18 protein-coding genes are annotated in these 16,316 nt (G+C 69.0%); 5 read left to right on the top strand and 13 right to left on the bottom strand.

All coding sequences use genetic code 11. From position 1 onward, the window contains the following. Positions 1-36: 36 nt before the first annotated feature. Positions 37-414: a DUF2237 family protein gene (locus tag BLT27_RS00255; RefSeq protein WP_089731025.1), complete on the top strand. Its 378-nt coding sequence runs from the start codon at positions 37-39 to the stop codon at positions 412-414. Here the strand turns inward: BLT27_RS00255 and BLT27_RS00250 are convergent. The 4 genes from BLT27_RS00250 to BLT27_RS00235 all read right to left on the bottom strand — a co-directional run bounded on the left by BLT27_RS00250 (position 411) and on the right by BLT27_RS00235 (position 4,580). Further along, a complete protein-coding gene (locus tag BLT27_RS00250; protein WP_089731024.1) occupies positions 411-1,403 on the bottom strand; it encodes an ornithine cyclodeaminase family protein in 993 nt (330 codons plus the stop codon). The genes BLT27_RS00255 and BLT27_RS00250 overlap by 4 nt on opposite strands. Positions 1,404-1,473: 70 nt before the next feature. Next, a complete protein-coding gene (locus BLT27_RS00245) occupies positions 1,474-1,974 on the bottom strand; it encodes a CBS domain-containing protein (protein WP_089731023.1) in 501 nt (166 codons plus the stop codon). A gap of 162 nt (positions 1,975-2,136) precedes the next feature. Next, positions 2,137-3,816 carry a thermosome subunit alpha gene (gene thsA, locus BLT27_RS00240; protein ID WP_089731022.1) on the bottom strand — a complete coding sequence of 560 codons (1,680 nt, stop codon included), beginning with the start codon at positions 3,814-3,816 and terminating at the stop codon, positions 2,137-2,139. 206 nt (positions 3,817-4,022) lie between these two features. Beyond that, positions 4,023-4,580: a KH domain-containing protein gene (locus BLT27_RS00235; RefSeq protein WP_089731021.1), complete on the bottom strand. Its 558-nt coding sequence runs from the start codon at positions 4,578-4,580 to the stop codon at positions 4,023-4,025. Positions 4,581-4,759: 179 nt separating this feature from the next. On the opposite strand from BLT27_RS00235, the gene BLT27_RS00230 reads away from it, so the two are divergent. The 3 genes from BLT27_RS00230 (at position 4,760) to BLT27_RS00220 (ending at position 7,035) form a co-directional block, all read left to right on the top strand. Further along, on the top strand, positions 4,760-5,026 hold the full coding sequence (locus BLT27_RS00230; protein ID WP_139172219.1) for a hypothetical protein: 267 nt from the start codon (positions 4,760-4,762) through the stop codon (positions 5,024-5,026). An 85-nt stretch (positions 5,027-5,111) separates the two neighbouring features. Further along, positions 5,112-6,359 (top strand): aminotransferase class V-fold PLP-dependent enzyme, encoded by a 1,248-nt coding sequence (locus BLT27_RS00225; RefSeq protein WP_089731019.1) that lies wholly within the window; start codon positions 5,112-5,114, stop codon positions 6,357-6,359. 40 nt (positions 6,360-6,399) lie between these two features. Next, positions 6,400-7,035: an HD domain-containing protein gene (locus BLT27_RS00220; protein WP_089731018.1), complete on the top strand. Its 636-nt coding sequence runs from the start codon at positions 6,400-6,402 to the stop codon at positions 7,033-7,035. Positions 7,036-7,065: 30 nt separating this feature from the next. Here BLT27_RS00220 and BLT27_RS00215 read toward each other — a convergent pair whose 3' ends face one another. Beyond that, positions 7,066-8,592 (bottom strand): LVIVD repeat-containing protein, encoded by a 1,527-nt coding sequence (locus tag BLT27_RS00215; protein WP_089731017.1) that lies wholly within the window; start codon positions 8,590-8,592, stop codon positions 7,066-7,068. Positions 8,593-8,707: 115 nt separating this feature from the next. Here BLT27_RS00215 and sufU point away from each other — a divergent pair, with 115 nt between their 5' ends. Continuing rightward, positions 8,708-9,142, top strand: coding sequence for a Fe-S cluster assembly sulfur transfer protein SufU (gene sufU / locus BLT27_RS00210; RefSeq protein ID WP_089731016.1), 435 nt, complete (start codon positions 8,708-8,710; stop codon positions 9,140-9,142). A 148-nt stretch (positions 9,143-9,290) separates the two neighbouring features. Here sufU and BLT27_RS00205 read toward each other — a convergent pair whose 3' ends face one another. The 8 genes from BLT27_RS00205 to BLT27_RS00170 all read right to left on the bottom strand — a co-directional run bounded on the left by BLT27_RS00205 (position 9,291) and on the right by BLT27_RS00170 (position 16,234). Further along, on the bottom strand, positions 9,291-9,899 hold the full coding sequence (locus BLT27_RS00205) for a helical membrane plugin domain-containing protein (protein ID WP_089731015.1): 609 nt from the start codon (positions 9,897-9,899) through the stop codon (positions 9,291-9,293). Between the two features lie 10 nt (positions 9,900-9,909). Then, complete coding sequence (locus tag BLT27_RS00200) at positions 9,910-11,052, bottom strand: NAD(P)/FAD-dependent oxidoreductase (protein WP_089731014.1); 1,143 nt, start codon at positions 11,050-11,052, stop codon at positions 9,910-9,912. A 3-nt stretch (positions 11,053-11,055) separates the two neighbouring features. After that, positions 11,056-11,295 (bottom strand): sulfurtransferase TusA family protein, encoded by a 240-nt coding sequence (locus BLT27_RS00195; RefSeq protein ID WP_089731013.1) that lies wholly within the window; start codon positions 11,293-11,295, stop codon positions 11,056-11,058. A gap of 64 nt (positions 11,296-11,359) precedes the next feature. Beyond that, complete coding sequence (locus BLT27_RS00190; protein ID WP_089731012.1) at positions 11,360-11,758, bottom strand: DsrE family protein; 399 nt, start codon at positions 11,756-11,758, stop codon at positions 11,360-11,362. 335 nt (positions 11,759-12,093) lie between these two features. Further along, positions 12,094-13,125, bottom strand: coding sequence for a DNA repair and recombination protein RadA (gene radA, locus BLT27_RS00185; RefSeq protein WP_089731011.1), 1,032 nt, complete (start codon positions 13,123-13,125; stop codon positions 12,094-12,096). Between the two features lie 130 nt (positions 13,126-13,255). After that, positions 13,256-14,227, bottom strand: a complete 972-nt coding sequence (locus tag BLT27_RS00180) for an ABC transporter permease subunit (RefSeq protein ID WP_089731010.1) — start codon at positions 14,225-14,227, stop codon at positions 13,256-13,258. Between the two features lie 39 nt (positions 14,228-14,266). Continuing rightward, positions 14,267-15,238, bottom strand: coding sequence for an ABC transporter permease subunit (locus tag BLT27_RS00175; protein ID WP_089731009.1), 972 nt, complete (start codon positions 15,236-15,238; stop codon positions 14,267-14,269). Between the two features lie 39 nt (positions 15,239-15,277). Further along, positions 15,278-16,234 carry an ABC transporter permease subunit gene (locus BLT27_RS00170; protein WP_089731008.1) on the bottom strand — a complete coding sequence of 319 codons (957 nt, stop codon included), beginning with the start codon at positions 16,232-16,234 and terminating at the stop codon, positions 15,278-15,280. Between the last annotated feature and the right edge of the window lie 82 nt (positions 16,235-16,316).

Here is a 16,316-nt window from a genome sequence, read left to right as displayed (position 1 = left end):
GAACAGGCCTTTCTCCCTCCCGTCCGAAGCCCGGGTATGAGCGACGACCACGACGACCGGAACGTCCGCGGCGAACCGCTCTCGCCCTGCTGTTCGGAACCGCCGACGGGCTACCTGCGCGACGGCTGCTGTCGCCACGTCGAGGAGGACCTGGGCCGGCACGAGGTCTGTGCGGTCGTCACGCAGGAGTTCCTGGAGTACAGCCGCGAGCAGGGTAACGACCTCGTGACGCCCCGCCCGGAACTGGAGTTCCCGGGGCTCCATCCCGGCGACCGCTGGTGTCTCTGCATCGGCCGGTGGCTGGAGGCGAAGGAGGAGGGCGTCGCCCCGCCGGTGGACCTGTCGGCGACGAACGAGGCGGTGCTTGAGACGGTGGAGATGGAGACGCTAGAAGCGTACGCGGCCGAGGATTAGTTCCCGAGGCCGAGCAGGTCGAAGGGCGTGCCGTTGTCGTTCTCGTCGGCGTGCTCGAACACGACGTGGGCGGTCGCGACGTCCTGGATGGCGAGGCCGGTGGAGTCGAAGACGGTGACGCCGTCGTCGTCGGTGCGGCCCGGACGCTCGCCCGCCACGATCTGGCCGATTTCGCCGTCGATGTCGTCGTCGTCGAGGACGCCCTCGTGCCACGGGACGTTGATCTCGCCGGAGTGGGTGCACTGCTTGTAGTCGTCGATGACGAGCTTGGCGGCCAGCAGCACCTCGTCGGCTATCTCGTGCTTGCCCTCGGCGTCGGCACCCATGGCGTTGATGTGGGTGTGCTCGCCGAGGTCGTCGGCGGAGACGAGCGGGTCCTCGACCGGGGTCACGGTGGAGAGCACGTCGCAGTGGCCGGCCTCGCTGATGGAGCCGCCGCGGACGTCGAACTCGTCGTCGTACCGGTCGATGAACCGTTCGACGGCCTCGTCGCGCACGTCGCTGACGACGACCTCCTCGATGGGGCGGACCTCGGCGATAGCGTCGAGCTGCGTGTAGGACTGGACGCCGGCGCCGACGATGCCGAGGCTCGTCGCGTCCTCGACGGCGAGGTAGTCGGTGGCGACGGCGGCGGCCGCGCCCGTGCGCTTCATCGTCAGCTCGGTGCCGTCCATGATGGCGAGGGGGAAGGCGGTCTCGGGGTCGGAGTAGATCATGGTCCCCATCACTGTCGGGAGGTCGTGGTCGTCGGGGTTGTCCGGGTGCACGTTCACCCACTTGATGCCCGCCGCGTCCCACGACTCGGCGTTGAGGTACGCCGGCATCGACCGGAAGTCGCCGTTGTACTGCGGGAGGTCGATGTACGATTTCGCCGGCATCTGTGCGTTCCCGTGTTCGTAGGCCGCGAATGCGTCTTCGACCGCGCCGATGACGTCCGGCATCTGCGCGTTCTCGTCGACGTCGTCGCTCCCAAGAAGGAGTGTGTGCATGCGTAGCGCTACTGAACCGCTACACTTAGTTAAATCGGAACCCGACCACCGGCGGAAACCGGCGACGAGTTCACCGGTCGTCCCACTCCGGCCCGCGCGCGCCGTGGCGGCGTGCAAGCTCGACGGCCTCCGGGTGGTGCTCCATGACGTCCGTCGGCGTCACGACGCCGATGGCCCGGAGCTGCTCGGTGACGACGACGTGGCGGACGTCCTCGGCCTCCATCAGCCGTATCGCCTCCTCCACGGCGGTCTTCGGCGAGACGGTCACGAGCGGCGAGCTCATCACCTCGCCAACGGTCACCTCGTCCAGCTGCGACCGGCTCGAACTCCGAAGGCGGTCGACCAACCGCGTGAGAGCGCCACTCGGTGCTGGCTCGTCGAGGTCCTCGCACTCGAGTGCGAGCACGTCGCTCCGCGTGAGGATGCCGACCTTGTAGGGCTTTGCGTCCCCCTGGCGGGTCACGACGACGCTCCCGATGTGTCCGTCGACCATCAGCTCGACTGCGGTCCGCACCGGCTCGTCCTCGTCGACGCTGACCGGGTGGTTGGACATGATCTCGCGGACCTGCATGGCCGAACATCGAGTATGTGGTGGCAAGTAACGTTCGGCTATCGACCGAGTGCCGTGTCGTCCGTGTAGCGGCAGCTACGGGCGATGCGTCGAAAGAAATCGGGAGTTCGGTCGGGAGGCGGTACCTGGGTCAGACGGTGGATGGTGTGGCGTCGGCCGGGCTTACATCGCGCCGCCCATGCCACCCATGCCGCCCATGCCGCCCATGCCGCCGCCCATGCCGCCGCCTGCGGGCGGGCCGCCGGCGTCGCCGCCGTCGTCGGGGTCGACCTGACCACCGGAGAGGTCGCCCGCGGCGATGACGTCGTCGATGCGAAGGAGCATGACGGCCGCCTCGGTGGCGCTCTCGATGGCCTGGGTCTTCACGCGGAGCGGCTCGACGACGCCTTCATCCTCCATGTCGATGACGTCGCCGGTGTAGGCGTCGAGACCGGCCGCGTACTCGCCGCCGTCGTGGCGGGAGCGGAGCTCGACGAGGCTGTCGATGGAGTCGAGACCCGCGTTCTCGGCGAGCGTGCGCGGGATGACTTCCAGTGCGTCGGCGAAGGCCTCGACGGCCAGCTGCTCGCGGCCGCCGACGGAGTCGGCGAAGTCGCGCAGGGCGAGGGCGACCTCGACCTCGGGTGCGCCGCCGCCGGGGAGGACGGTGCCGTCCTCGATGGTCGCGCGGACCACGCCGAGCGAGTCGTCGATGGCGCGCTCGACCTCGTCGACGACGTGCTCGGTGCCGCCGCGGAGGAGGAGCGTGACGGACTTGGCGTCCTCGACGTCCTCGATGAGGATCTGCTCGTCGCCGCCGACGTCCTGCTGGCTGATGCGGCCGGCGAAGCCGAGGTCGTCCTCCTCGACGTCGTCGACGTTGGCGACGACGCGAGCGCCGGTCGCGCGGGCGATGCGCTTCGCGTCGGAGTCCTTCACGCGGCGGACCGCGAGGATGCCCTCCTGTGCGAGGTAGTGCTGGGCCATGTCGTCGATGCCGTCGTCGACGAAGACGGCGTCAGTGCCGGCCTCGACGAGCGTGTCGACCATCTCCTTGAGCTGCTTCTCCTCCTGGTCGAGGAACTGCTGGAGCTGGTCGGGGTCCGTGACGTTGACCTCGGCGTCGATCTCGGTCTCGCGGACCTCGAGTGCGTCGTCGATGACGGCGACGTTCGCGTCCTCGACGAAGAACGGCATGTTGTCGTGTGCGCGGACCTTGTCGAGGAGGACGCCGTCAACGAGCTCGGAGTCGTCGACGGAGCCGCCGACGATCTTCTCGATCTTGATGTTCTCGGCGTCGATGCCGTCGTCGTCCTGGACCGCGAGGACGGCGTCGACGACGAGCTCGGCGAGGAGCTCCTTCGAGGACTCCGCGCCCTTGCCGGTCATCGCGGTCGCGGCGATCTGCTCGAGGTAGTCGCGGTCGTCCTCGTCGACGTCGATGGCGGCGTCCTCGAGGAGTTCCTTGGCCTTCTCTGCGGCCTGGCGGTAGCCGTTCGCGATGGTCGTCGCGTGGACGTCCTGTTCGAGGAGGTCCTCGGCCTTCTTCAGGAGCTCACCGGAGACGACGACGGCGCTCGTCGTGCCGTCGCCGACCTCGTCCTCCTGGGTCTGGGCGACCTCGACGATCATGTTGGCCGCCGGGTGCTCGATGTCCATCTCCTTCAGGATGGTCACGCCGTCGTTCGTGACGACGACGCCGCCCGTCGAGTCGACGAGCATCTTGTCCATCCCTTTCGGTCCGAGTGTGGTGCGTACGGACTCGGCGACGGCCTTCCCGGCCGTGATGTTCATCGACTGCGCGTCCTTACCGGACGTTCGCTGACTGTCCTCGGAGAGAACGATGAGGGGCTGATTACCCATTTGCTGAGCCATGGTCGTCTGAATGATTGATTGGCATTCTATATAAAGCTTTTGTTGGCTGTTCTCAAAACCGCAAGACGCTACCCTCTACGGGATTGGTAAACGTTGTCATGGCTGGTGGTTTATATACCAACTCGGCGGGGGAACGGACCCGTCGCTCGGCGCTGTCGAGACCGAAGAAACGGTCGGTGACTGTCGTCGCTGCCCTACGTCCCGCCGGGGTAGCGGTGGTAGTCCATGCCCTTGCGCTTCAGCTCGTTGTGCTTGCGTTCGAGGAAGGCGTACACCGACCCGTGCGGTGCACCGTCGAGGAGTCGCTCCGCGGCCTCCCGGACGATCTGGACCTGCTCCGGCCCGCCGATGACCCCGAGCGTGGAGCCGTAGATGACGACGCTCGCGCCCGTCAGCTCCTCCATCAGCTCTCTGGTCCGACCGTCCTCGCCGATGAGGCGACCCTTCTTTCGCTTGCGGTCGCGCTTGTTGCGCGCCGCCGCGTCGATGTCGATGAGGTCGAACATCCGCATCTCGTCGTCGAGTAGCGTCAGGGCATCCTCCGGGGGGAAGCCGCGGCCGATCGCCTGGACGATGTCGGGCCCCTTCAGCGCGTCTACGGGGTCACCGACCTGCTCGATCGCGACGGAGCCGTTCTCGGAGTCGATGTCCAGCCTGACACCGGCTCGATTCTCGATCCGTCGCATCGTCTCACCGCCCTCGCCGATCAGCACGCCGATGCGGTCCTGCGGAATCTTCACGTGCTGCTGCATAGAACGGCGTAGCACGTGGACGCGTTTAAGACTTCGGCAGCGTGCGTCTCGGTGGTCTCGCGGTGCTGCACGGTCGCCACGGAGGGGGCGGAGGCCGTCTCCACGTCCGGGCACGTGTTCTCTCCGGTCGCGATAGCCGGACCGAAGTACCTATGGCGATGCCGATCGCACGGCCGGACATGGAGTCCGAACAGTCGGCGGTCGGCTTGATAGGAGCCCGCTTCGACGGCCAGTTCGGGGATGTCCTCGTCGTCCTCGGTATCCTCGCTCTCGGTGCGCTCTCGTTCGTGGCACTCGATACGGTCTCGGTGTTCGTCCTCGCCGCGGTGCTGCTCGCGCTCTCCCTCCAGCTGTACGGGATGCTCCCGCAGTCGTCGTACGACGGTCCCAGCGTGACCGTCCTCGCCCTCTTCTTCGTCGGCATCGGTGCCGTCGCCGTGCTCTGAACCCGGGGTCGAACGTCGCGTTCGAACGGCAGGTGAATCGCCACGACCGAAGGACAATTGGGTCTAGGGCACCCAAAACAACGTAATGAGCACGCAGGACATCGAACCACTCGACATCGAGCGCATCCGCGAGGACTTCCCGATCCTCGAGCGGACCGTCGGCGACGACGTCCCGCTGGTCTACCTCGACAACGGGGCGACGAGCCAGACACCCGAACAGGTCGTCGACGCCATCGTCGACTACTACCACGGCTACAACGCGAACGTCCACCGTGGCGTGCACCAGCTGAGCCAGGAAGCCTCGATCGCCTACGAGGAGGCCCACGACCGCGTCGCGGAGTTCATCGGCGCGGACGGGCGCGAGGAGATCGTCTTCACGAAGAACACGACCGAGGCGATGAACCTCGTCGCCTACGCCTGGGGCCTCGCGGAGCTGGGGCCGGGCGACGAGGTCGTCCTCACCGAGATGGAGCACCACGCCTCGCTGGTCACCTGGCAGCAGGTCGCCAAGCGCACCGGCGCGACGGTGGAGTACATCCCCATCGACGGGGACGGCCAGCTGGACATGGACGCCGCGGGCGACCTCGTCACCGACGACACGAAGATGGTCAGCGCGGTCCACGTCTCGAACACGCTCGGGACCGTCAACCCCGTCTCCGAACTGGCGGACCTGGCCCACGAGCACGACGCCTACGCGTTCATCGACGGCGCGCAGGCGGTGCCGACCCGGCCGGTCGACGTGGGCGACATCGACGCCGACTTCTACGCCTTCTCGGGGCACAAGATGGCCGGGCCGACCGGCATCGGCGTGCTCTACGGCAAGGAGCACATCCTCGAGGCGATGCAGCCGTACCTCTACGGCGGCGACATGATACGGAAGGTGACGTTCGAGGACTCGACGTGGAACGACCTGCCCTGGAAGTTCGAGGCGGGCACTCCCCTCATCGCGCAGGCAGTCGGGCTCGACGCGGCTATCGACTACCTCGAGGACATCGGGATGGAGCGGGTGCAGCGCCACGAGGAGCGCCTCTCGCGCTACGCCTACGAGCGCCTGAGCGAGTTCGACGACGTCGAGATATACGGCCCGTCGCCGGACCAGGGCCGCGGCGGGCTCGTCGCGTTCAACGTCGGGAGCGTCCACGCCCACGACCTGGCGAGCATCGTCAACGACTACGGCGTCGCCATCCGTGCCGGCGACCACTGCACCCAGCCGCTGCACGACACGCTGGGCGTCGCTGCCTCCGCCCGCGCGTCGTTCTACGTCTACAACACCGAGGCCGAGATCGACGTGCTCGTCGACGCCATCGACGACGCGCGGGAGCTGTTCGCGTAGCTCCGAACCGTTTTTGCGACTGGCATCGGTGCCAGCACCCATGGACGTCCCCGCCCTCAGCGAGCGCGCCGAGACGTACTTCGGCGGACTCGCACCGACGCACGACTGGCACCACGTCGAGCGCATGGTCGAGAACGCCGAGACGCTCGCCGACCGAACCGAGCCGGCGGTCGACGAGGACGTGCTCCTGGCGGCTGCCTGGCTCCACGACATCGGACGCAAGCGCGAGAGCGACGGCGAGATAGCGGACCACGCCGAGTGGGGTGCCGCGGAGGCTCGACGTATCCTCGAGGCGGAGGGGACCGACCCGGAGACCGCCGACGCGGTCGCGCACTGCATCCGCGCCCATCGGTTCTCGAACGACGTCGAGCCGGAGAGCCGCGAGGCGAAGCTGCTCGCCGACGCGGACAACCTCGACGCCATCGGCGCGGTCGGGCTCGCACGGACGTTCGCCTACGCCGGCGAGCACGGCCGAACGCTCCACGACCCCGAGCTGCCCCCCGAGGCCGACGACTCGCCCGCTGGCGAGACGTCGTTCAACCACGTCCACAAGAAGCTGCTCCGCATCCAGGACCGGATGTACACGGACGCCGGTCGGGCGCTGGCGGCCGACCGCCACGCGTTCCTCGAGACGTTCGTCGAGCAGTTCGAGGGGGAGGTCGCCGGCGAGCGGTGAGGCCATCACCGGCGGCCATCCAACCGCCAGCTACTCCTCTTCCTGCGGTCGCCGCCTCGCCAGCCCCGCCGCCGCGCCGACGCCCGCGAGCGCCGCGAGCACGCCGAACCCGGGCGAGCCGCCGTCGGTGGTTCCGGCCGTGTCGTCGTTCCCGGTCGTCGTGGTCCGCCCCGCCGTCCCGCCCTCACTGCCGCCGGAGTCCGGCGGGCGAGTAGTCGGCGTGTCGGTGTCGCCGGCCGAGCCCGTTTCGGGCACCGGTCGGGGCTCCATCGTCGGTGCGGGCTCGCCCTCGCCCTCGGGTTCCGGGAACAGCAGCAGGCGCGCACCGACGCCCTGCCGGCGCTCCTCGCGGTCGTTCTCGGGGTTCTGGTAGCTCGCGCCGACGAACCCTTCGTGGATGGGCTCGGCCGTCCAGAAGCTCGTCGTCTCGTCCGCGCGCCAGCCGCCGAGGAGTCGCGGTGCGGTGCGGTCGGCAACGTCGTACACCTGGACCCCGCCGCCGTACCAGGAGGTGTAGAGCCGGTCGTCGCGGACGCCGAAGTTGTGCGAGGTCGCCCCGTCGTTGTCCTCAGGGGGTGCGAGGATGGTCTCGCGGGTCGGCTCGTCGCCCATCGACCAGAGCTCGATGCCGCCGGGGCCGCCGTCGTGGTCGGACGTGTCCTCGCGGTCCCAGGCCTCCTTGCCGACGTACACCGCCGAGGCGTCGGCGTTCGGCTGGACGTAGTGCGAGTTCCCGGGCAGCTCGACGAACTCGGCGGTGAACCCGTTCTCGACCCCCGCCAGGTACTCGGCGGTGTGGCCGCCGAGCTTCGCGACCGCGGTCGGGTTCGCGCGGTCGGCAATGTCGACGACCCAGGTGCCCGCGTCCCAGTAGGCGACGTACAGCCTGTCGTCCTGCACGTACACGTCGTGACACGAGAGGTAGTTCCGGCCGGCGTCGCGCCACGCGTCGTCCTCGTCGACGGCGGTCCACTCGCCGACCTGCTCCGGCGCGTCGCCGGTCACGTCGTAGATCATCGTCGGCTCGTTCGGCACGCCGCTGCCGGTGAGGTAGGCGTGCGTGCCGTCGAAGAAGCAGTTGTGGATGGCGTGGTTCGTCGGCTGGAAGGCGAGCCGCTCGGGGTTGGCGGGGTCCTCCACGTCGTAGAGGAAGAACCCGGAGAGTTCGCCGCGGCCGCCGGCGTTCGGCCCGGCGACGACGAGCCGGTCGTCGGCGTACTTCACGTCGTAGACCCGCTGCATCGGCCCCTGTCCGTCGTGGGTGAGTCCGCGTTCCTCGTACAGCAGTGCCGGGTTCGCGGGGTCGCTCACGTCGACGGTCGCGAAGCCGTCGCGGGTCGCCGCGAACACCGTCTCGCCGTCCTCGCTCACGACGGCCTCGCAGAGGCCCTCGATGGCGAGTTCTGCGGTCGGTTCGAGCGATGTCGCCCGCTCGGTCGGTCGCGACGCGGTCACGGTCGTCCCGGCGACGCCGGCGGCAGCGACGCCAGCCAGGCCGGCGAGGACGCCACGACGGCCGACGCGGTCGGCGGAGTCGTCGGTCGGGTGGAGGACCATACGTGCACAGACAGCCGACGGCCCCAAGTGTGTGCCCCAGCCTCAAACACGCGTTTGACTCTCCTGGCCCGCTGCGGAACCCTTTTCCACCGAACTCCCCTATTCGGGGACGACAATGGGACCTGGCTCGGACATGTACCGACAGCAGATCCTCGACCACTACAAGAACCCCCGGAACTACGGGGAGATCGAGGACGCGACGTTCTCGCACGTCGGCGAGAACCCGATGTGCGGCGACGAGATCCGAATCGACGTGAAGCTCGAGGACGACGAGGAGACCATCGCGGGCGCGGCCTTCCGCGGCGACGGCTGCGCCATCTCGCAGGCCGCCGCGAGCATGTTCTCGCAGGAGCTCCGCGGGAAGACCCTCGACGAACTCGCGGAGATGGACCGGGACGACGTGATCGACATGCTCGGCGTGGACATCTCGCCGATGCGTGTCAAGTGTGCGGTGCTCGCGGAGAAGGTGGCACAGGACGGGGCCGACATCTACCGCGGCGAACTCGACCTGGAGAAGACGACGACGGAAGAGGACAGCGAGGACGAGTAAGCGTAGCGCACGAGTCCTCGAAACCGAGGCGGGGAGGGACGACCCGTCGAGGCGGGAGAGAGCGAGGGCGAGTAAGCGTAGCGCACGAGTCCTCGACGTTGGAACGACAGGAACCGTAGAAGCGTACCGGCGACCGCAGGACTCGTTTTCACGCGGACCCCAGCGCCCGCGCGATGGCGACCAGATAGCCCAGTCCGCGCTTCACCTCGGGGTCCCGCGTCGCCTTCACGAGCCCGAGCGCGCCGACGGGGTCTGCGTCCTCGGTGCTGGCGTCGCCGACCGCGTTCAGCATGCGGTCCAGGCCGCGGACCGTGTCGGGCTCTGCGGCGGTGTCGGCGACCTCGCCCAGCGCGGTGCCGGTGCCGGCGAGGCGCATCACCATCTCGTCGTCGAGCGCGCCGTTCGCGAGCGCGAGCAGGTCCGACAGCGCGGCGAGGTCGTCGAGCGTGCCGTCGCGCTGGAGCTCCGCGACCGTGGCCATGGCGTCGGCGAGTTCGTCGCCGTCGCGGCCGACCGCCTCGGCGAGCCGGACGGTCTCGTCGGTCGCCATCGCGTCGGCGGACTCGGCGAGCGTCGAGCCGGTGCCGGCGAGGCGCATCACCATCTCGTCGTCCATCGCGCTCGTCCCGAGTTCGAGCACGTCGAGCAGCTCGTTCACCCGGTCGAGCCGGCTGACGAACTCGGCGACGGCCTCGGGGTTCTGTTCGATGGCGTCGGTGAGCTCCTCGGCCTCGAGCTCCTGTGGGGATTCTGCCATCTCTCTCACCTCAGAGCAGCCCCCTGGCGGTCAGCCAGTAGGTCTCGTTGTACGCGAGCTTGGCCCAGTGGACGGGACGCGACTCGTCGCGCATCGCCGGCGAGTGCTCGTAGTCGAACTCGATGAACGTCGCCTCGTCCATGCCAGCCTCGATGAAGCAGACGGTCTTCCCGTCGAACGTCGCCGTCGGGGGCTGACCGCGGACCTCGCTGGCGATGCGGTCCGCGATGACGTCGGCCTCGTAGTGGGCGACGGAGCCGGCCTTGCTGGTCGGCACGTCGGCGGCGTCACCCATCGCGTACACGTTCTCGGCGTGGTCGGCTTCGAGGGTGTACCTGTCGACGGCGACCCAGCCGTCGTCGCCGAGGCCGGAGTCGGCGACGAGGTCGTCGCCCGCGTGGGGCGGGATGGCGACGAGCAGGTCGTAGTCGAGCGCCTCGCCCTCCATCGACCTGACGACGCCCGCTTCGGGGTCGACCGCCTCGGCGTTGAAGAACGTCTCCGTGTTGATGTCCCGCTCCGCGAACCGGGGCTCCATCCAGTCGGAGACGGGTTCGAGCCCGTGCAGGCGCATAATCGGGTAGGTGTACGTGATCTCGACCTCGTCGCGGATGCCGCGCTGGCGGAACCACTCGTCGGCCATGAGCGTGAACTCGACCGGTGCGGCCGGGCACATGTGCGGGACGCCGACGACGCTCAGCACGAGGTGGCCTCCGTCGAAGTCGGCGAGCGCGTCACGGAGCTGTTCGGCACCCTCGCGGCCGTAGAAGTGGTGCCCGCCCTCGACGAGCCCGGGCACTTCCTCTGGGACCAGCTTCGCCCCGGTCGCGAGCACGAGGTGGTCGTACGACAGCTTGTCGTGGCCGTCCTGCAGCTCGATGGTCTCCCCGTCCGTGTCGATGTCGAGGACGCGGTTGATCTCCAGGTCGACCCGCCGGTCGACGAGGTCCGCGAGCGGGCGGACCGCGTCCTCGGCGGTCTTCTTCCCGAACGGGACGTACAGGTACGTCGGCTTGTAGACGTGGTCGGGGGAGTCGTTGACCAGCGTCACCTCGACCTCGCCGGCGTCGACCTCGTGTTCGAGGTTCTCGACGAGCCGGTTGGCCAGTACGGTGCCGCCGGTGCCGCCCCCGACGATGACGATTCGGGTCATGGTTCAGGACTTCTGGACGTAGATGCTCCAGTAGTCGTCGTGCTCGACGGTCTCGACCAGCTCGTGGCCGGCCTTCTCGACCCACTCGGGGACGTCCGTGACCGAGCCACGGTCGGAGGTCTGTAGTTCGAAGACGGTGCCGCTGTCTGCCGTCTTGACCTTCCCGATGAGGTCCATCAGGGGGCCGGGGCAGCCGGCACCGCGGGAATCGATCGTTACGTCGGCGGTGAGTTGTTCGCTCATTGTTGGATGTCTCGTCGTCGTGTCGTGGTGTTCGGTTGGCGATGCGGCTGGCGACCGGGCTGGCTCAGACGAATATCACCTGCTTGTCGCTGGCCTTCGTCAGGAAGCCGGAGACGCCGAGTTCGCCGTCGAAGATGTCGACGTAGTCGTCGAGCTCGTGGCCCCACATCTCCATGGCCATCGTGCAGGCGTAGAGGTTCATCGGGCCCATCTCCTTGGCGTCACGGAACTGCTCCGTGAACAGGGGGATCTCCGTCTCCTCGCTCGTCAGCATCGCCTCGCCGAGCGGTCCCGTCGCGAAGTCCCGCGTCTCGACGACCTCGTGTTCGAACGGGCGGAGCCCGTTCATCGTCACGAACACGTCGACCGGGATCTCCGAGGCTGCGGCGATGGAGCCGATGATGCTCGCTGCGGTGATCTTCTCGAATTCGTCCGTCGCGATGACGAGTGCATAGCCGTTCATGATGTCTTCACAGTTGAGGGTTCGCCAGCGACGGATATAGTATTGCACTGCAATTCCAAGACTATGGGAAACAGCTTGCTGCACGTCTCCGGGGCGCGCTCGGGTCCTCAGTCCGCCGACAGCCGCTGCCGCGTCCCGAACTGGCCCACGAGCACCACCGCGAGCACGACGCTGGCGACGAGTTGGCCCCGGAGGCCGACCCCGTCGAGGAAGTGCCCGTACCGCGGGACACAGCTGCCGAGGAAGACGTACGCGAAGGCGGCGTCGCCAGTTCATACTCGTCAGTACGCGGGCAGGAGTCGAAAGGAAAAGCCAGCGTCGCGGTGGAGGCGGCGTTACTCGGGGCGCAGGCCGCCGTCCTGCACGCGCATCACGGCCTCGCCGTCGGCGAGGTTCGGCGCGTCCACGAGGCGGACGATACGCTTGTCACCCTTGGACTTGCGGAGGTACATCCGGAAGGTGGACTTGTGGCCGAGGATGTTGCCCCCGATGGGCTGGGTGGGGTCGCCGAAGAACGAGTCGGGGTTCGAGGCGACCTGGTTCGTCACGACGACGGCGCAGTTGAACAGGTTGCCGACCTTGTCGAGGTCGTGGAGGTGCTTGTTGAGCTTCTGCTGGCGCTCTGCGAGCTCGCCACGGCCGACGTACTCGGCACGGAAGTGGGCGGTCAGCGAGTCGACACAGAGCAGGCGGACGGGCCACTCGCCGTCCTCGTTCTCGCCGGCGAGCTCCTGGGCCTTCTCGGCCAGCAGCATCTGGTGGTTGGAGTTGAACCCCTTCGCGACGTGGATCTTGTCGAGGACGTCGTCGACGAGTTCGTCCATCGTCTCCTCGTCGTCGGCCGAGCCCTCGATGCCGCGGTCGTCGAGGGTGGCCTCGATGGCCTCCTCGGGGAGTCCCCGGACCATGTCGTCGACGCGCTCGGGACGGAACGTGTCCTCGGTGTCGATGAAGATGGTCGAGCCCCGCAGCCCGCCGACCTCCTTGGGAAGCTGGACGTTCACGGAGAGCTGGTGTGTGACCTGGGACTTGCCGGCCCCGAACTCGCCGTACACCTCGCTGATGGACTGGGTCTCGATGCCGCCGCCGAGGAGGTCGTCCACCTCGTCGATCTGCCAGCTGAGCTTGCCGATCTCGTTGCGTCGTTCGAGCACCTGCGAGCCGGTCTCGAAGCCGCCGATGTCGGCCTCCTCGCGGGCGGCCTGGACGATGTCGGCCGCGCTGGACTCGCCGACGTCCGCCGTGTTCGATAGTTCCGAGGGGGAGGCGACCGCGATGCCCTGGAAGGAGTCGAAGCCTGCGTCGCGGAGCTTGTCTGCCGTTGCCGGTCCCACGCCGGGGAGTTTCTCGAGGTCTACGTCTGCCATACCAGTCCGTGAGTCCCGATGGGGTATAAAGCCCCGTAAACAGGGGAGTGAAAGTGAAAGTGGAGCGTGGCGGCGGGGTGGAACCGTTGGCGGAGCGAGGTATTAAACCGGAAGACGGGCGGCGAGCTGGTCAGTGACGGCCGGCTCGCGACCCGACGCGGGGGTCGACCAGTGCGAGCACGAGGTCGCCGAGCAGGCGGACGGCGACGACCGCCGCCGTGAACAGTACCACCAGCGTCGCGGCGAGTGGGAGGTCACCTTGCACGGCAGCCTGGAAGAACAGGTCGCCGAGGCCCGCGTCCGTCACGTCGGACCGGATGAGCACGACCGTCTCGACGACGACGACCGCGCCGGCGACGTAGGTCACGTCGTCCGCTATCCGTCGGAGGTGGGCCAGCAGTGCGACGGGGGCGAGGTGCCGCCAGAACACGGTGCTCCTGGAGAGCCCCTTCGCGCGGGCGGCGTCGACGTGGCCGTCCTGCCGGGCCTCGCGAACCGCCCGTGAGACGGTCCTGACCCGCGAGGCGACGAGGGTGGCCGCGACTGCCACGACCGACAGCAGGAGCAGAGCCCGGGTCGAGGTGACCCTGCTGGCTCCGAGGAGCGCGACGAGGACGAGGGCCAGCCAGAAGTTCGGGACGGCCCTGCCGAGGGTCGCGAGGGCTTCCACTCCGGTGCCACGACGGCCGTCGAGGTGACCGGCGGCGAGGCCGACCGGAACGGCCACCGCGGTGACGAGACAGAGCACGCCGACGGCGACGGCCAGGGTGAACGGTGCGGCCTCGACGAGGAGCGGGCGTGCTGGCGACGGGAACTCGGGACCGAGCACCCACGTCCGGCCGAACTCGAGCGCGAGCAGGTCGCCGACGTAGCGGACGTACTGCTCGCCGAGCGGGGCGTTGGTGCCCAGTTCGGCGCGAATCTCGGGGAGCGGAACCGGCGGCAGGCCCGGACCGGCGACGAGCGCTGCTGGCTCGTTCGGCCCGAGTCGAATCGCCGCGAAGCAGACGGTGACGACGGTGAAGAGGCCCAGCCCGGCGACGGCGAAGCGGGCGGCGAGGTAGCGCCACGGGTCAGTCGGGTGGAGGGCGTCGCGTCGCATCGTGTGGGACAGTCGCACGCCGCGAGCAAAAAGGTCGGGTTACCGACGGCCGGCTCGCGGCCCGACGCGGGGGTCGACCAGTGCGAGCACGAGGTCGCCGAGCAGGCGGACGGCGAGGACGGCCGCGGTGAACAGTACCACCAGCGTCGCCGCGAGTGGGAAGTCGCCCTGGATGCTCGCCTGGAAGAACAGCCGGCCGAGCCCGTACGCCTCCCCGACAGGAGGGGTGGCTCGCGGGAGCACTGCCTCGACGACGACGACCGCGCCCACGAGGTACGCCGCGTCGTCGGCGACCCGCCGGAGGTGAGTCAGCAGCGCGACGGGCGCGAGGTGTCGCCAGAACACGGCGCTTCGAGAGATTCCTTTCGCGCGGGCAGCGTCAACGTGACCGTCGTGCCTCGCCTCGCGCACCGCGCGCGAGACGGCCCTGATGCGGGTGCCGACCAGCGTTGACGCGACGACGACGGTGGTGAGCACGAGCACCGGGGGCCGCGCCGGTTCCCCGCCGGGCCAGAGCAGTGCCACCGCGAGGACAGCGGGTACGAGGTTCGAGCTGCTCCGACCGAGGACCGAGCCGTACTCGACGGCGGCCCCGAGGCGACCGTCGCGCAGGCCCGCGGCGAGACCGACCGGAACGGCGACGACGGTGACGAGGCAGAACGCCCCGACGGCGACCAGCGCGGTGTTCGGAAGCGCGTCGGCGAGGAGCGGGCCGGCGGGGCCCCGGTCGAGCACCCACGCCTTGCCGAGGTCGAACGTGAGGGGGCCGTCGACGTAGGTCAGGAACGCCTCGACGGGGTCGTCGTCGACGCCGAGCAGCCGGTGGTACCGCTGCCTGCGGACGGGCCCGAGGTCGACCGGGCCGACGATGGCCTGGGCGGTGGAGAGCGGCCCGAGCCGGAACGCGGCGAAGCAGATACTCACGGCCGTGAGGAGCCCGAGCGCGGCGACGGCGATTCGAGCGGCGAGGTAGCGCCACGGGCCGGTGGGGTGGAGGGCGTCGCGGTGCATCGTGCGAGGAACTCGCAGTCCTCGGACAAAAATGTCGGGCTACCGACGGCCGGCTCGCGGCCCGACGCGGGGGTCGACCAGTGCGAGCACGAGGTCGCCGAGCAGGCGGACGGCGACGACGCCCGTCGCGAACAACCCGACGAGGGTCGCGACCAGTGGCAGGTCGCTCTGGACGATGGCCTGGTAGAACAGATACCCGAGCCCGGTTTTTTCGACGTTGGGTGCGACCGGGACCACCATCTCGACGACGACGACCGCGCCGGCGACGTACGCCACGTCGTCGGCGACCTGACGGAGGTGGGCCAGCAGTGCGACGGGGGCGAGGTGCCGCCAGAACACGGTGCGCCTGGAGAGCCCCTTCGCGCGGGCGGCGTCGACGTGGCCGTCGCGCCTCGCCCTGCGCACGGCGCGTGCGACGGTCCTGATTCGGCTGCCGACGAGCGCTGGAGCGGCCGCGAGGACGGCCACCGCCAGTAACTTGCTGGTCGCCGTTGCCGTCCCCGACCAGACCACGGCGAACCCGACGGCGGCCAGCAGGAACGTAGGGACCGCACGGCCGACCGTCGCGAACTCCTCCAGTCCGTCACCGAGACGGCCGTCGAGGTGGCCGACGACGAGACCGACCGGTACCGCGACGACGGTGACGAGACAGAGCGTCCCGACGGCGACGAGCAGCGTGTACGGAGCGGCCTCGACGACGAGCGGGCGTACTGGTGCTGGAAACCCGGGACCGACGACCCACGACTGTCCGAAGTCGAACGAGAGGACCCGTTGGACGGTGCGGACGTACTGCTCGCCGATCGAGGCGGTGATGCCGAGTTCGTTTCGGACTCTGGCGAGCGGGATCGCTGGGAGTCCGCCGATCGTATCCAGCGGCCCGAACCAGAGGGCACCGACGGACAGCCCCACGGCGGCGCACAGGCTGGTCGCGGCGACGGCGAGCCGGGCGGCGAGGTAGCGCCACGGGTCGGTCGGGTGGAGGGCGTCGCGTCGCATCGTGGGTCGGAGTGACACGACGAGGCGAGAAAAGTGTCCGGGGTCCCGTCGGTGTCACGGCCGCCGAGGGCCGTGACCAGTC

Origin of the sequence: Haloarchaeobius iranensis (assembly GCF_900103505.1) — an archaeon.
Taxonomy (GTDB): Archaea; Halobacteriota; Halobacteria; order Halobacteriales; family Natrialbaceae; genus Haloarchaeobius; species Haloarchaeobius iranensis.
This window is presented reverse-complemented; position numbering and strand designations above follow the sequence as displayed.

Excerpts from the sequence above, each read along its gene's own strand:
- BLT27_RS00255 (WP_089731025.1), top strand. The coding sequence starts at position 37 with ATGAGCGACGACCACGACGACCGGAACGTCCGCGGCGAACCGCTCTCG.
- BLT27_RS00250 (WP_089731024.1), bottom strand. The coding sequence starts at position 1,403 with ATGCACACACTCCTTCTTGGGAGCGACGACGTCGACGAGAACGCGCAG.
- BLT27_RS00245 (WP_089731023.1), bottom strand. The coding sequence starts at position 1,974 with ATGCAGGTCCGCGAGATCATGTCCAACCACCCGGTCAGCGTCGACGAG.
- thsA (WP_089731022.1), bottom strand. The coding sequence starts at position 3,816 with ATGGGTAATCAGCCCCTCATCGTTCTCTCCGAGGACAGTCAGCGAACG.
- BLT27_RS00235 (WP_089731021.1), bottom strand. The coding sequence starts at position 4,580 with ATGCAGCAGCACGTGAAGATTCCGCAGGACCGCATCGGCGTGCTGATC.
- BLT27_RS00230 (WP_139172219.1), top strand. The coding sequence starts at position 4,760 with ATGGAGTCCGAACAGTCGGCGGTCGGCTTGATAGGAGCCCGCTTCGAC.
- BLT27_RS00225 (WP_089731019.1), top strand. The coding sequence starts at position 5,112 with ATGAGCACGCAGGACATCGAACCACTCGACATCGAGCGCATCCGCGAG.
- BLT27_RS00220 (WP_089731018.1), top strand. The coding sequence starts at position 6,400 with ATGGACGTCCCCGCCCTCAGCGAGCGCGCCGAGACGTACTTCGGCGGA.
- BLT27_RS00215 (WP_089731017.1), bottom strand. The coding sequence starts at position 8,592 with ATGGTCCTCCACCCGACCGACGACTCCGCCGACCGCGTCGGCCGTCGT.
- sufU (WP_089731016.1), top strand. The coding sequence starts at position 8,708 with ATGGGACCTGGCTCGGACATGTACCGACAGCAGATCCTCGACCACTAC.
- BLT27_RS00205 (WP_089731015.1), bottom strand. The coding sequence starts at position 9,899 with ATGGCAGAATCCCCACAGGAGCTCGAGGCCGAGGAGCTCACCGACGCC.
- BLT27_RS00200 (WP_089731014.1), bottom strand. The coding sequence starts at position 11,052 with ATGACCCGAATCGTCATCGTCGGGGGCGGCACCGGCGGCACCGTACTG.
- BLT27_RS00195 (WP_089731013.1), bottom strand. The coding sequence starts at position 11,295 with ATGAGCGAACAACTCACCGCCGACGTAACGATCGATTCCCGCGGTGCC.
- BLT27_RS00190 (WP_089731012.1), bottom strand. The coding sequence starts at position 11,758 with ATGAACGGCTATGCACTCGTCATCGCGACGGACGAATTCGAGAAGATC.
- radA (WP_089731011.1), bottom strand. The coding sequence starts at position 13,125 with ATGGCAGACGTAGACCTCGAGAAACTCCCCGGCGTGGGACCGGCAACG.
- BLT27_RS00180 (WP_089731010.1), bottom strand. The coding sequence starts at position 14,227 with ATGCGACGCGACGCCCTCCACCCGACTGACCCGTGGCGCTACCTCGCC.
- BLT27_RS00175 (WP_089731009.1), bottom strand. The coding sequence starts at position 15,238 with ATGCACCGCGACGCCCTCCACCCCACCGGCCCGTGGCGCTACCTCGCC.
- BLT27_RS00170 (WP_089731008.1), bottom strand. The coding sequence starts at position 16,234 with ATGCGACGCGACGCCCTCCACCCGACCGACCCGTGGCGCTACCTCGCC.